Below are 13,559 nucleotides of genomic sequence, written 5' to 3'. Positions count from 1 at the left end.
CACTTTCGGGGTCCCCTCGTTTTCAGTGCAATAACTGGCGGTACGCAAACCCAGCACTGGCGCGGGGGTGGTGTTGGTAGATCGTTGATTCTGTTGGCTTTCCTGTTCACCTTCAAATCCGGGATTCGTGGCGTCAAACCGTGATCGGTTTCATCCGTTGGTGCCAGTTATCGGTGCTCCCTGCCGCGAGGGCAGGATTTGGTCGGCATAACGGTCAACAGGAAAGCGGAACACGCCTCGCAGGTTGATGCTTTCCAGCCTGGTGGGAGCAATTTTTCCGATCAGTTCCGGCGGAATGGCCTGGCGGCGGTTCGACCAGCGATCCAGAACAGCCTGCATTTGTGACGTGTTCCACGCCATGACGATGTTGGCCAGCAGACTCAACGCGTCGGCCACAGCCTGCATTTCGTCCACACGTTTGGCCTGTGCCGGGCTGATCCGGCCGGTGTAAATGGCGCGCTTGAGGGCGTTGACCGCCTCCCCCCGGTTGAGCACCCGGCGCAATTCATTCCTGAAAGCGTCCTTAACAAAGTAGTCGGCAAGGAACGCGGTTCGCAGCAAACGTCCCAATTGCACGCCAGCGTCATAGATGGGGTCACCCTGGGCAGCAGAGCCAAACCGCGCCAGTGCTGCCACCGCACTGGCGTGACCACTCATGACCGAAGCCGCCAGATGCACCAGGCTGTCCCAATGCTTTTCGATCAGGGCAACGTCAACATTGGCCTCGCACACCGCAGCTATTTCGGCTGGCACCTTGGCGCCGCGAGGCACGAACAGGTGGCGTTGTTTCAATTCCTTCAACCGCGGGCAAAGATCAAAGCCCAACAACCGGGCCAGTGCCATCGCAAAATCGGTGTAGCCGTGGGTGTCCACCGCCAGTTGGCTGGTTTCAAGGCGTTCCTGACGTATGACGCCTTCAATGGCCACGCCAGCTTGGCGCTCATTGAGCACGAAGGGCTGTGCGTGAAAGATTCCCCAGCGGTCGCGTACATGGGAGTAGATGCCAATGGAGGGCGTGTTGCGCCGGGGATCAAGCCGGGCCTGCCATACCCGCTTGGTTGTCTCCATGCTCATCATGTCAGAAGACGCCAGGTCTGAACGGCCCCAAGTGGTGGCGATCGGGTGGCGTTGCATAAACTCCAGCACCGCCTGGCAAGCCTGACTCAGACGGCGTTCGTCCCGTGCCCAGCGCATGGCCTGGCGGATGCTGGTGGCAGACAACTGCGGAATCATGCGCGCGCATTCGATGGCTGTCAGACTGGTGCCGTGGGCCATGATGCCGGCATAGACCATCAGCAGTTCCGCTGTTGACCGTGGTTCACGGCCGAGCATGATCCAGCTGAAGCGCACCTGGGCGTCAACGGCCAGAATCACTTCAGGCAATTGCACTTCGCCGATGCGGTGATCCAAAGCCGCCCGTAGCTTGGTGACTTCGGGGTCTTCGTCTTCGGCGGGTAAAACTGAGAGGTGGAGTTCATCGTCGACGCGCAGTACGCCACTGCGTGCCGCCGCAGCCACAGCATCGACACCTGCAGTTACCTTGGCCAACAATGGCTTCAGAAAGGTGGCCGCCTTGCCGGGCAGCGACAGACGGGCATAGTGCTTCTTGGACTCGTCCTTCCAACGTTCGTCCGTGAAGAACAGGCGTGCACGGCCCCTAAAACTCAAGCTGTGCTCGATCCAGACCGATCCATTGCGCACCGCGCGGCGCAGGGCAAACAAGGTGGCAACCTCCAATGCCCGAAACGCCCGTTCCCGGTCTGGGCTGGATATGGCGGCTTGCCAGACCTTCCCCAGGCCTGGCGCGACAACGCCATCCGGCAACTTTCTGATGTTACTGGCGTAATAGGCGCTCAATTTCGTCAGGGCGTCGATGGTGGGATGCTCTCCGGTGGCTTGCCATGGAAGCTTTGCAATTGCCACAAGCAGTGAGCGTACGGGGCGAATGACATCAATCAATCCTTCGCGCACAAGGGAGGCCCGACTGGGTGGCTTGCGTTTCTGGGTTTCGATGACCAAGGCTTCAAGCCGTGCGCGCAGCTCGGCGTCCGGCACAGCGCCCTGGGCGCTCAAGGCCACGAGTTCGGCCAGTAGCGTTTTGTACATCGCCGCCCAGTTGACGGTGGCGGGGACCTCGGCAGCGGTCTGGCGCCACAGATCGGCAATCCGGCGCTGCACCATCAAAATCAACTGGTCCGTGGTGGTGAACAGGCAATACCGCAGAAAGCAGGCGACCTCCACGGTGCGCGCGGGTTCCTTGATCTTGGCGCCGGCAGACGGCGGCCGAGAGACTAGTCGGCGCGCGTAACGGCGCAAGATGAGATCGGGGATGTCGGTCAGGTGTTTATGAACGTCCAGCTCGTACAGCAGATCGATGCGTTCAAGTACCTCGCTGATTTGGCGGGTTGAGTGCTTGGCCGGCGCCGACCACAGCCAGCTTTGTTGGGTTTGTCCATCTGGGCGCAGCTCTGCAACCGAGGTTCGCCACCGATCAAGGGTTGCCGGATCGACGCTGGCGGCGATTGCAGCACCTGTCTCCGCTTCGAGCTGGGTGAGTGCGCTCGCAATCAAAGTCCGGATGGCCCGCTCGTGCACGATCACCAGCTTATTCTTGTACAGCCATTGGCGGGCCCTCCCGAGCAGTTGATCGCGGTCGGCGCAACGGGCCACTTCGTCCCGCAGTTCACGCACCAGGGAGCGGCGTTGGTGCTCGCTCATCCACCGAAAACCAAGGGCCGTGCACGCTACTTGCTGGTGATCGAACAGTGTCTTCTCCCGCCCGTACAGCGTGCGCAGCGAAGCCACATCAGGGGTGGCAATGCCAAGTTCCTCGCTCAAGTGGCGCCACAGGGCGACGGGAACCACCCGAAAGGCATACAGCAGGCGGCCACTCATGCGCAAAAACCCGATATGCAGCGCCAGACCGAGCTTGTGGGCGTCACCCCGGCGCGCATTGATTGCCTCGCGCTCTGCACCATCGAAGGTGAAAAACGCCTTCATCTCGAAGTCACTGATATCGCGGGGCAGCTCACGCATCCCCAAAAACGTCGTTTGCCAGTCCTGCATCGTGAACCCCATTAGTGGGAGGCCACGATACCCGTTTGAGAAGTGAACAGGAAAGCCAACAGAATCAACGATCTACCAACACCACCCCCGCGCCAGTGCTGGGTTTGCGTACCGCCAGTTATTGCACTGAAAACGAGGGGACCCCAGTCCCGTCTTTGGAGTATTTTTAGTGAAGTCTCCCGGTGCAATGTGTGAAAAAGAACGGAACACACAATGCAGCTCCCCCGCGTGGACGGTGTGGAACACAAGCAATTAGCATCCGGTTTGATCCGTACATCATTGGTACGTAATCAACCCGGTAATAACTTGTGCCCATTCACCCGCTATGGGTCACCAAGGTAAACGCAACAAGGCGTCGTCCAAGGCAGGCAGTGCCGTAAGTGGCAAACTGAGTTCGATCATCGGTCGAACCTCTGCACTCTACTTTCTACGGAACCCAGGCGATGGGCGCCGCACGCGTTTCAATATCCGGCATCAGACATCCCGCTCTTCATCTGCTCACCTCAACTACACAGTGACCCATCATGGAATTTCTTCCGGGTATGTGCACGAGGGCAAATGTGGCTTTGGAATGTCCAACACAAAGAAGCAATCAGGCTTCCGGCATTGATCGGTACGTAGAGCTAGAACCTTTCCGAAATTCATCGGAGGGATTCACTACTTCAGTCAGTTGGAACTGACTTTGGCCAAGGAACTTCCCCGGCACCAAGACCCAGACGGGCCTTTTTTGGTTTGCTTCGACCATCCCGCTGTACGCAGGATCTGAAGCTGGTTTGAACGCCGCGAGCGGCAACTTTGAAGGTTGAGCATCAAGCCCAGGAACAACCCGAAGGTCATTGGGAATGGATTCTGACATGAAAAGCATCAAAAGTCACTTTTTTGCAGGCCGATTTATCTCTAAAAAACCCGTCGAAACCCGTTTGGAATTCGTGTTCGGTCTTGAAACCCGCATGGATACTGGCCGCGAGCAATGGTTCTCCTTGGCCGAGAACTTGGGTTGCGGGGCAAAAAAAGGCGAAAAGTCGCCTTGGCAAAGGGCTCGAAACGGCGTTTTCGATGTGTTCTGGGGTGTCCTTGGCCCCTGTCCGGTGCGTCAAGGACTCACGCTGTGAGCCTGGAGCGAGTCGAGGCTTGCGGAGTGTTGTGGGGTGGCGACTCCGATACCTTGCCGTCATGGATGGCAGATGTTGTGACGATGGATGCGACCCAGCGCACACGCTTGTTCGGGCGCCCTGTCTCCGTGCATGACCAATCAGTGGCCCCAATGAGGCCAATCACTGGCATGTGCTCCAGCGGGTCATGGGTGGTTCTGGTGGGGTGTGGCACCAAGTGGCCTGCTATTGGCCCGGAGCGGGCCTCCCGTTGCCCGTCGCATTGTGTTTGCGCCGCCAGCCCATACGCCATCTGGCAATCAGTGGCCTTTTGCGCGCCAGTCAAAGGCCAGTATGGTGATTATCAACACGTTTCTTTGCGGTTTTGATAGGGCATCCGACCGTATCAGTGCCTTATGGAGATTCGTGATTTCCCACAAATCGAGGATGATTTCGCTCGTTCCCAACTATTGCTCATCCAGATATGGCTAATTCCACATTTCAAATCCCCGTCGTCGCGCTCGATATTGGTTATTTCTCTGTTAAAGGAGCATCTCGCCGCGAAAAGAACGACACGATCAAGGCATTTCAATTTCCCAGCCAGTGCTCGCATGTATCGTCGGTACATAAAACATCTATGGGAATGGCCGCACTTTCTGGTGCGAATGTCACGGTTAACGGCGCGGAGTATTTCGTAGGCAAAGACGTGGTACTTCAAACCAGCGCCCGACAAACCCGCGCCATCACAGAAAATTACGCTGACTCGCCCGAATACAAAGCACTGTTCCTGGGTGGCCTGTATTACTTCCTGAGCGATTATGCGGGTGAACTGCGCGGAAAGAACGAAGTAGAGATACGTCGCATGGTTGCTGGCCTGCCGATGAATATGGTTTGCGACAGGATCAAGCCTGGCATCAAAGACGATCCTCTTGTGGTTGAACGTGTCGATGAGGCGATTCGTGAGGGCTATGAAGAAATTACCCTCGGCGGCAAGAAATATCGCATGGACGATTATTTGCCCATTGCTGATGGGCGGATTCAAAAGTGAAGTGCAACACCTTGGATTTCAATGAATCTGAGTGTAGTGCTGTGGGTTGTTGATCAGCAACTCGCGGTACACCGCCGCGGTGATCGTACCCCCGGCCCCTTCTTGGGACGGTTGTTGATTTCATCGGCAATGGCATCGAGCTGCTCCTGGCTGTGGATGCTCAGTTCCGTCCCCTTGGGCAGGTACTGGCGCACCAGATCATTCATGTTCTCGTTGGTCCCCTTTGCAATGGGCTGTGCAGTACACGGCAATACCGGTCTGCTCGCTGAGCTTCTTACGCATGGCCATCTCCCGACCCTGGTCGTACGTCATGCTCAGGCGCATCGGCTGTGCAATGCCCAGCTGCTTGTTCGTGAAGGCCTGCAAGACGTGGCCGGCTTGAACTTAGGCAGCTTGACCAGCATCCATGTGCGCTCCACCAATATTCTCACTGCACTGGCATTGCCTTCGCCCCTTGATGAGATCACCTTCCCAGTGCCCGGGGAACTGGCGGTCTTCAATCTCGGGCAGGCGCACATGGATGCTCAGCCTGTCCGGTATCTGGCTTCTACGGTCCTTGCCCTTGCCCTTGCCCTTGGCTAGCGCGGCAGTCGCTTGTTATGGCCGTGGCGCTGGGTGGCGAACAGCTCTTTGCGCAACTCGCCCACGGGCATGGCATATATGCAGTTGTGGATGGTTTCATGTGACGCGCGGTATTCTTGGCCGGGGGGATACAAGCGTGCCAGTGTCAGGGCAATCTGCTCGGGCGACCAGCGCAGCCGCAGCAGATGGATTACCAGGGCGGACAAGATCGACTCGGAATGCAGCTTCATCGCTGGCCTGCCGCAACGCCTGCGCTGCAGGAAACAAACACGGGGCATGTGCGCTGTCATAGCCAGAGGAGCAGGCATTGCGCTGGAGTTCGCGGCTGAAGGTCGCCGGGGATCGGCGCAGTTGCCGCGCGATGGCTCGTACGCTGTGGTTCTGCTGCCTCAGGCTGGCAATAGTGACGCGGTCTTCAGGCTGGCGCAGGTGATAGTGCGAGGAGGCGGTTGGCATCTGCGGACCTTACAGGTTGGCAGGTGTTGCACTTCACTTTTGAATCCGCCCCTAAACATGGCATGTGTTGTGACGCATGAACGATCCGTTTGACAGCAAGCACTCTTCTATGTTGTTGATTTCATTAGATTTATTGGCATCATCTATCGCATATCTTGTGACCACATACTTCGAGCTTGCTAAACCCATGGTTAGCATATCTTGTGATTGCCATTGATCACAAGATATGCCATGTATGGCGTTTCTTGTGAAGAATTCCAGGTGCCCGCCAGAAAATTTGGCCATTTCATAAGCCAAACATGGCATGTCTTGTGACTAGATAGGACGCAGGTCGCACACCACGTATGCTGCTAAGTATTTGATTTATAAGGAAATTACAAGTTGAGCATCGCGTATCTTGTGAATACACGGCTTCAATGTTCTTCAGGTGGAACCACACACTTTTCTGCGCATTCCGATGGCTTGGCTCGGCTTCTGTGCACCAAAGATGGCGTTTCTTGTGACAGATGGCTCCCATTTTTCGAAGGAGCCGACCTCCAACTATGGCGTATCTTGTGTTGATTTCCACGCAGAAGTGACCCACTAACCCCAGGTGGGGGTGCGGTTGCATGGAAATCAACAGTAACGGTATGACGTTGGGGTTGTTCGGTGGCCGACTTGCTTCAAGTGTTGCATCTCTTGTGAAGAGTTTGGCCTAGGCCAGGCTGTAGTCCGGTGGTACGCCGTCTGCGTCAAGAGCAATGAGGAGCGCGTTGTCATCAGGCTTGCACTTCCAGCTGCCGGATTCGCTCTGCCGCTTTGATACTTGATGTTTTTAAAGAAGCTTCCGCAACCGAGCCACGAGCAGTTCCCCGCTGGTCGGGCCCAGGCCTGTACGGCCGTCGGTCAAGAACAGCGACTTGCAAAATGGCCTGTAGAGCCATGAACGGTCATCAACCGCCAGCCAAGGCAGATGGGAAGCCTCATGCATCCGGAGCCATGCATGGCACTCGGCTTCCCGCTCGTAGCCAACCAGCGTCTGTGGAACGTCGTTCAGATCAAAGTACTTTGGGGTGGTTCCTGCGATTCTGACTGCCACATCCGAGCTGAACCTTTGTCGAAGTTGCTCCAGCGGACTTTGCAGTCGCCAAGTGCTTGTGATCACCAGCTTGAATTCAGGGACTTGGCGCAATGCGCTCTCCAACACCGGCAAGCAGCAGAAGTGCTTCGATTCATGGCAATGCTCTGGATGCAGAACCCCGTCGAAATCCAGGAACAAAATAGGCATCGGTCGGCTTCCAAGGGTGGATTCTCGACAAGAGAACACTCAATCAGGCAATCAGGCAATCAGCAAAGTCCGCCCTCTCCACGCCCAAGTCACGCAGCCCACGTCGAGGGTGAATCTGCAGCGCTGCCAGCTACCCGCGCACTGAAGAAGCTCAAGGACGCAACGTTAGGATTGCTCGCGTCGGCATGGTGGTTCAGACAGAGGATTCGGTGGCGGGGACGTTGAGCCGCCGAATCGTCAGTGCGCAGCAGTGTTCGATCAAGGTACTGATTTGCTCTACCACGGCATTCCCCACAAAACCTCGTTCAGGGGCAAACTGAAGCTTGCGTGCATTCGCTGGTAGTAATTTTGCCAGCTCCAGAATTCGCCGTTTGGCCTGCGCTTTGGTTAGCCCGACGCTTTCAGCAAACTGCTCCCAGTGACGCGCCTGGACTTCGCTGAACTTGTAGTTGCTGCCGATTTTCATCGCCATCTTTTGCGTCATTGTTGGATACGCTGCCGTCGAGAGCGTGTCGTAAGACGGTGCCAGAACGGGCGCCTTGCCCGAGTACAGCAGTGAGAAATTCTTGGCGTGCGCATCATGATTGCCGATCAGCGCATTGAAGATCACATAGTCGAGCAGTCGCAGAACCTGCGGTGCACTGGGGCGTGTCGCACTGCGTAACAGATCAAAGCATTGCACCAGATCCGGACCACCTTCATTTTGGTATTTCATTTCTGGCACCACACCCAGCGCCTGGCAGAAATCCTCTTGATGAAGGCGTTGTCGGTTCCCCTGCGCATCAATCAGTCGGTCGTAGCGTTCAACCAGCAGAAAGGAGCGATCCAATACCTTGTGTACTTTTGATTTCGCTGGCTTGAGCTGCATGGCCTCAGCCAGTGCCATGCAGAATCCCTCGTTACTCACGCTGTCTTCAACAGCGTGAATGGCCGGTTTCAGGATATGCGAGCTAGGCGTTCCGTTGAGGGGCAGACCAATGCGGGCACCGTCAAACACCACCGGTAGTTTGTCCTGGGCACCTGCCAATGAAAGCCGCAAGCCGTCTTGGCCTGCCAACATGGGGCGGCGCGGTAATTCATTCAGGATGGCAACAACTTCCTCGTCGCTCAGCCATTGAACGTCATCGCTACGGGTCGGCACAGGCAAAGCTTGCCCCGGCTCCAGGAACGTCACAGCCCCGGCGCATTCGCCGCCAATGTGGTCCAGCAGTGCAAAGTCGTTCTGGCCTGAAACTTGGAATTGTTTCGCAATCAAGCGGCGCATCTGCCCTTCGGGCAGAAGACCCGCAAAGAAGGGGCGCGTTTTGCGATCGTCGAACGGCTCCGCTTGCAGGGGCAGCGAGGCAGACAAGGTGATGGCGTCCTTGTGTGACAGCCAATCGGGTAGGTAGCAAAAGTTGAGTCGACCATCAACCAGCGCCAACGTGCCGACACGATCTGCAAAAACCCAGACTTCCAGTTCATGCACCATGGTTGCCACCTTCACATTGATCGTCGACTACGGTTGATGGCAACCCGCTCAACTGAATCTCACCACCCAGGGCATCAATGACCCGTAGCACGTTTTCCAGTCGCAAGGTGGGTTTGCCTGCTTCAAGCTCGACAATGAAGCGCACCCCTACCCCAGCCGCCAGAGCCAGCTGAGGCTGTGTCAGCCCGAGCTGTTTGCGTGCGGCACGCAGTGCATCACCGAGTTGTTGCGGGGATCGAATGGATGTCATGGCTCGCTACGTTTCCCGTTCGGGAAATTATCAGCCATAACCGGACTATGTGCAAGCAATATTTCCCGATCGGGAATGTTCAGTTCGGTTAGGACATGATCTATCCATATGTTTCCCGATCGGGAAACAACCGCAGCGCTCGATTCCAAAGTGACAGGGTGCGCGGCAAGTATCGTCGCAGACCGTCCGACGTAGCGCAGCAGCACTTGCACGATGGCTCAGGAAACATGCATGACGCAAACGGCCGTCAGCCGCATCTAGCGCGCCTTCGGTCTGCAGCCGCATCGGCAAGAGAGTGGACCCGTTGACATCATGTTTGTGCTTCCAGCTGCCGGATTCGCTCTGCCGCTTTGATACCTGGTGTTTTCAAAGAAGCTTCCGGAATCGAGCCACAAGCAGTTCCCCACTGGTCGTGCTCAGGCCTGTACGGCCGTCAGTCAAGAACAGCGACTTGCAAAATGGCCTGTAGAGCCATGAACGGTCATTAACCGCCACCTTCGTTCTTCTACGGCCTGTTATCGAAGGGCCATCACAAGCCCGTGTGCGGCTGAGTTGCGTGGTTCGTTGGGTGATTGCGCAGTCAATACGGCTTGGTCACGCAGCCAGCTGACCCGATCGTACACATAGTCCGGGAATTCCTGTGCCAACGTGGTTTTGCGCAAGATGAGGTTGCGGGCCAGGTGGGCCACTTCTGCGACCTCTTGCTCATTGCGCACTTCAAGTGGTGCCGCCAGGGTCACGCCCATGGCCCAACTGAGACGCTCCCATTTCCATGACGGGCGAACTTCCAGGTCGATCCCATCCCTCATCAACCTTTCCTCAATCTGGAATAGCGTGGCGTAGTGTTGTCTCTGCGCCACCGAAGGCTCGCGACTGGTGTAGCTGCTCAGCTTTTTCCGCCGGCCCGATTTGCCAACTTTTTTGTAGTTCTGGGTTCCCCCTTCGATCAGCCAGCGATCCCGGGGGCCGTCACCAGCCTCGTCCCAAGCCAGGGAGGAGATAGCTTCTTTTAAGATGTCCCGAGGATGCCGCCACCACACCATGACGCGTCGTCCATTGAGGATGAAGCCCACATCATCCCAGTACGAAAGGCTGCCTTTTGAGGGCGACTGCGGTGTGTTCTTGCAGCATCTCCAATACCTCTGTCAGGTGTGCGCAGCGTTCTTCGATGGTTTCACCTTGGGTGTACGCACCTGGGATTCCTGGCACATTGCCCACCAGCAATCACGTGTCTGGATCGCGTTCGATCTGAATGGACGGGACACAAAGGCCAGCGCTTTGCTTCTGCAGGAACTTTGCAATCCGGGGGTCGGAAGCCTGGATCGTCTGCACGCGGCCATCGACATACCCGGTGAGGGGGATGCCAGCGCGTGCGTTCGATGCGACCGCGTTGGCCACAGCTTCCCTTGCTAGCTGAGTTAGCTGATCAGCATCCAATCCGTGAAAAGTAGGAGTCGCGCGTTCCATGCGGGGAAGGCTACAGCCATTGATGACCGGGGGCAAGGCCGCTTAGATCAGACCGATCCCCTCGTGCACGTGTTTTGAGATCGCAATGCGCACCTCGTGGTGCACTAAGTCACGAAGGTGGTACAGCCCTTTCGCGTTCTTCAGACCTGCAGCCTTCACCACTTGTTCGACAGTGAAGTCACTATTGAGCCATCGCACAAGGACGGTGTTTCGGACAACCTGTGGCCCCAGACGCGCGGGAGACGGCAGGTTACTGCTTTGACATGCCGTTCGAATGGTTTTGGTCACCAGATACAGGAGTGCGTGCATAGACATGGATGGCGATTTCCGCGAACAAAACAGCACCTCATGATCTTGGGCCGGCTCATAGCACTTACGGGCGGACAGCCATTCTCCGAGGGCTTTCGCCACTGACGCTGGCACATGCATGACCCTGTGGTCTCCGCGTGTTTCGTTTTCTACCCGCAACGCAGTGATCTTGCCATTCGGAATTGCCTTGCGTGGATCCTCATCTCCTTCGATCAATACGTCCTTCACCGTCAGTTGCCGTATCTCTCTGGGAGCAAGTCCAAGATGAAAAATTACCATCAATATCGCGCGATTTCGCCTCTCAATCAGGTCATCACCAACTGGGAAGGCAGCAAACGCTGCTTTCCAGAGCGCATTTGAGAGGATGGTCCCCTTGGGATCCTCGCTTGGCGGCATGTCCTCCCCCAGCAAGCCAAGAGCCGGATTTGCATTCACCCACTTCTGTGACAGCGCGAATTGGTAGATTCGGTTTATGGCGCTCCAATAGCGCCTGCGAGTGATGAGACTGACCGTACCTTGTTTTTTTGAAGCCCGTAAGCTGCCGTTGATGAAATTGTGGACGTCTACGGCAGTGGCCTTGTGCCAAGCGGTGGCAGACATAGCTTGCCCGTCGATGTTGGCATGTTGACTCAACGACGTAAGCCAGCGTTTCCAAATTAGCCGATAAAGAACCGCCCCCTTAGGGGTTAGCCAATCGCGATCGTCGTTGGCGCGATTGTTGAACCAGAGCTCAAACACCTCTGGTCCCAAAGGCCTCGGCACAGGGGATAAGAGGTGATTCTCCTGCAGAGGCAAGTCAGACATAGAGCTTTCTTGAAGTTTTGAATGCACATTACATGACGTAAGAAACATTAAGCCATCATGCCATCTCATATCCGAAAGCTACGCGCAAAGCATAGAAATGAAAAGTTGATCAGCAAATGAAAACGCTGATGACTGTGAAGTCCGGTCATGTAGTGTGCATTCAATTGTCGGGCCTAGTCGCTCGCGAAGATCGGCACCGGTATGCCGATGCCCCTAGGAGGTTTGCTCACGATGGAAATACTGCCCCCTCCCCCGAAGGGTTGCGCAAACGGTAAACGTCGTTGCTATGCTGCGGGCTGAAATTGCTCAATGAACTGCGCCAGAGCCTGGGCTGTAGGCTCGCCCCAGAGCTCCTTGGCATACCAGGTTGAAAAGAGGGAGCGGACCATGGCGCTTTCGATGCCCTTATCAAGCTTGATGGACTTGTTTAGGTTTTGTGCCTTGAACGCGTCGAAGATCTGCTTGTGCTCCTTTTCATCGAGCTCTTTATAAACGGCCAACGCGTCCTGCGCGCGTGCGGCGAGGAACTTCTCCATCACCGACGGACCTGCGGGGTTCTTTTTAGAAATCGTCTTGGGAGCGCTTAACAGCAAAGAACTCGGATTTCTAGCAATGTCTTGGAGTGTCCATCGGAAATACCCCGCCGGCGTGCCCAGTGGACTCATGCTGGTGGACTCTGCTCTGATTTCCACTCGGGAAATGGCAGCGCGGATGACATCGTCTTGGTACTGAGCGGCCAAGTCTGATGCGTCAGTCTGGCTGAATCCGAACTTCATAATTCTTCCAATCAACTCCACATCGATCACTGGAGGTGCGGGGAATTCGAGCTGCGGCTGCTTGTTTTGCTCGACACGAAATTGAAGCTTTTCCACCCTACGCCCGTTCTTATGCTCAACGAGCTCAATGTTGATGTCGGTCAGCGCATTGATTTCCGCAATGGCTGGCTTGATCGTGTCCCGCTTGAAATACTTGTATACCGGTGGAGCCTCAGCGGATATCGGATTTCCAGTAATGACACCGTACCAGTGCTCGTAGCTCTGGATAAAGGTCAACTTCGACGGGTTGGTGGCATAGCGCCTACAGATCTCATAGAGAGCAAGCGCCGAGCCGGATTTGAGCGAACTTTGGTAGACGATTGACAGCCGCGTATAAGTACTCGGTGCCATAACTTGCTCGTGGACCTCTGGCGGGAAGGCGAAACCGAACCATACTTGGCCAGAGTGCTTATTGAACCCCTCGGGGTTCACCAACGTCACCGACGAAACCAAACGCTCACTGGTCCACTGGCGCTCGTTCTCCATGAGCAGCTTGATGTTCTGCATGTCCTCCAGTTGTCGCTTGAGGTACTGGACGTCTTTGCTGTCGTATGCGGCGTCTCGAGCCAGGTCTGACAACGGTATCCAAAAATATTTCTTTGCAGCTGGCGTATTGATGGGAGCGTTAAGGCCGGGCTCTTTCATCTCCTGCGCGTGATACATCATCACATTGAAAACCTTGCGCGACAGCAAAGACAGGTTGCCTTCGACAACACGAAGACCGATGGCTTCGTTCGTCTTTCGAAATTGCTTGAGATCGCCTGATTCGAGGGTCGTCAGCGCATCGCTTCGAGCCTTGCTCTTCCTTGTCGCCATCGACAGCCTTTCAGTGTCACCTGCCCATCTCTTTCGCCGCAGCAATGGCCGCCATCATCGGTGAAAATTTCGATGAAATTTTTCACCTTTGTATGAGCACCTCGCTTTTTCACTTTT

Annotated in this window: 9 protein-coding genes and 1 pseudogene; 2 read left to right on the top strand and 8 right to left on the bottom strand. The window is 56.0% G+C overall.

The window, feature by feature from the left end; genetic code table 11:
• Positions 1-150: 150 nt before the first annotated feature.
• Positions 151-3,066, bottom strand: coding sequence for a Tn3 family transposase (locus CCX87_RS19500; RefSeq protein WP_087748587.1), 2,916 nt, complete (start codon positions 3,064-3,066; stop codon positions 151-153).
• 854 nt (positions 3,067-3,920) lie between these two features.
• Between CCX87_RS19500 and CCX87_RS21010 the strand changes: the two genes are divergently transcribed.
• Together CCX87_RS21010 and CCX87_RS19495 are read left to right on the top strand one after the other, a co-directional pair.
• A complete protein-coding gene (locus tag CCX87_RS21010) occupies positions 3,921-4,178 on the top strand; it encodes a hypothetical protein (RefSeq protein WP_143218422.1) in 258 nt (85 codons plus the stop codon).
• Positions 4,179-4,641: 463 nt separating this feature from the next.
• Entirely contained in the window at positions 4,642-5,205 is a 564-nt protein-coding gene (locus CCX87_RS19495) for a hypothetical protein (RefSeq protein WP_143218421.1), read from the top strand.
• Between the two features lie 18 nt (positions 5,206-5,223).
• Here the strand turns inward: CCX87_RS19495 and CCX87_RS21710 are convergent.
• The 7 genes and pseudogenes from CCX87_RS21710 to CCX87_RS19455 form a co-directional block, all read right to left on the bottom strand.
• A pseudogene (locus CCX87_RS21710) lies at positions 5,224-6,243 on the bottom strand (IS30 family transposase).
• A gap of 814 nt (positions 6,244-7,057) precedes the next feature.
• A complete protein-coding gene (locus CCX87_RS19485; RefSeq protein ID WP_086929088.1) occupies positions 7,058-7,510 on the bottom strand; it encodes an HAD domain-containing protein in 453 nt (150 codons plus the stop codon).
• Between the two features lie 193 nt (positions 7,511-7,703).
• Positions 7,704-8,981 (bottom strand): type II toxin-antitoxin system HipA family toxin, encoded by a 1,278-nt coding sequence (locus CCX87_RS19480; protein WP_087748561.1) that lies wholly within the window; start codon positions 8,979-8,981, stop codon positions 7,704-7,706.
• Positions 8,971-9,231, bottom strand: a complete 261-nt coding sequence (locus tag CCX87_RS19475) for a helix-turn-helix transcriptional regulator (protein ID WP_086929086.1) — start codon at positions 9,229-9,231, stop codon at positions 8,971-8,973. The genes CCX87_RS19480 and CCX87_RS19475 overlap by 11 nt, the downstream gene beginning before the upstream one ends.
• Positions 9,232-9,746: 515 nt before the next feature.
• Positions 9,747-10,304 carry a hypothetical protein gene (locus CCX87_RS19470; protein WP_232476749.1) on the bottom strand — a complete coding sequence of 186 codons (558 nt, stop codon included), beginning with the start codon at positions 10,302-10,304 and terminating at the stop codon, positions 9,747-9,749.
• A 436-nt stretch (positions 10,305-10,740) separates the two neighbouring features.
• A complete protein-coding gene (locus CCX87_RS19460) occupies positions 10,741-11,811 on the bottom strand; it encodes a tyrosine-type recombinase/integrase (RefSeq protein WP_157667156.1) in 1,071 nt (356 codons plus the stop codon).
• Positions 11,812-12,095: 284 nt separating this feature from the next.
• Positions 12,096-13,442 carry a replication initiation protein gene (locus tag CCX87_RS19455; RefSeq protein ID WP_086929083.1) on the bottom strand — a complete coding sequence of 449 codons (1,347 nt, stop codon included), beginning with the start codon at positions 13,440-13,442 and terminating at the stop codon, positions 12,096-12,098.
• Positions 13,443-13,559 lie beyond the last annotated feature (117 nt).

Source organism: Acidovorax sp. T1 (assembly GCF_002176815.1).
Lineage (GTDB): Bacteria > Pseudomonadota > Gammaproteobacteria > Burkholderiales > Burkholderiaceae_C > Acidovorax.
Note: the sequence above shows the minus strand (reverse complement) of the source record. Positions and strands in the feature narration are given on the sequence as shown.

Bases quoted from the DNA above. Each gene is read 5' to 3' on its own strand.
- CCX87_RS19500 (WP_087748587.1), bottom strand. From the start codon at position 3,066: ATGCAGGACTGGCAAACGACGTTTTTGGGGATGCGTGAGCTGCCCCGC.
- CCX87_RS21010 (WP_143218422.1), top strand. From the start codon at position 3,921: ATGAAAAGCATCAAAAGTCACTTTTTTGCAGGCCGATTTATCTCTAAA.
- CCX87_RS19495 (WP_143218421.1), top strand. From the start codon at position 4,642: ATGGCTAATTCCACATTTCAAATCCCCGTCGTCGCGCTCGATATTGGT.
- CCX87_RS19485 (WP_086929088.1), bottom strand. From the start codon at position 7,510: ATGCCTATTTTGTTCCTGGATTTCGACGGGGTTCTGCATCCAGAGCAT.
- CCX87_RS19480 (WP_087748561.1), bottom strand. From the start codon at position 8,981: ATGGTGCATGAACTGGAAGTCTGGGTTTTTGCAGATCGTGTCGGCACG.
- CCX87_RS19475 (WP_086929086.1), bottom strand. From the start codon at position 9,231: ATGACATCCATTCGATCCCCGCAACAACTCGGTGATGCACTGCGTGCC.
- CCX87_RS19460 (WP_157667156.1), bottom strand. From the start codon at position 11,811: ATGTCTGACTTGCCTCTGCAGGAGAATCACCTCTTATCCCCTGTGCCG.
- CCX87_RS19455 (WP_086929083.1), bottom strand. From the start codon at position 13,442: ATGGCGACAAGGAAGAGCAAGGCTCGAAGCGATGCGCTGACGACCCTC.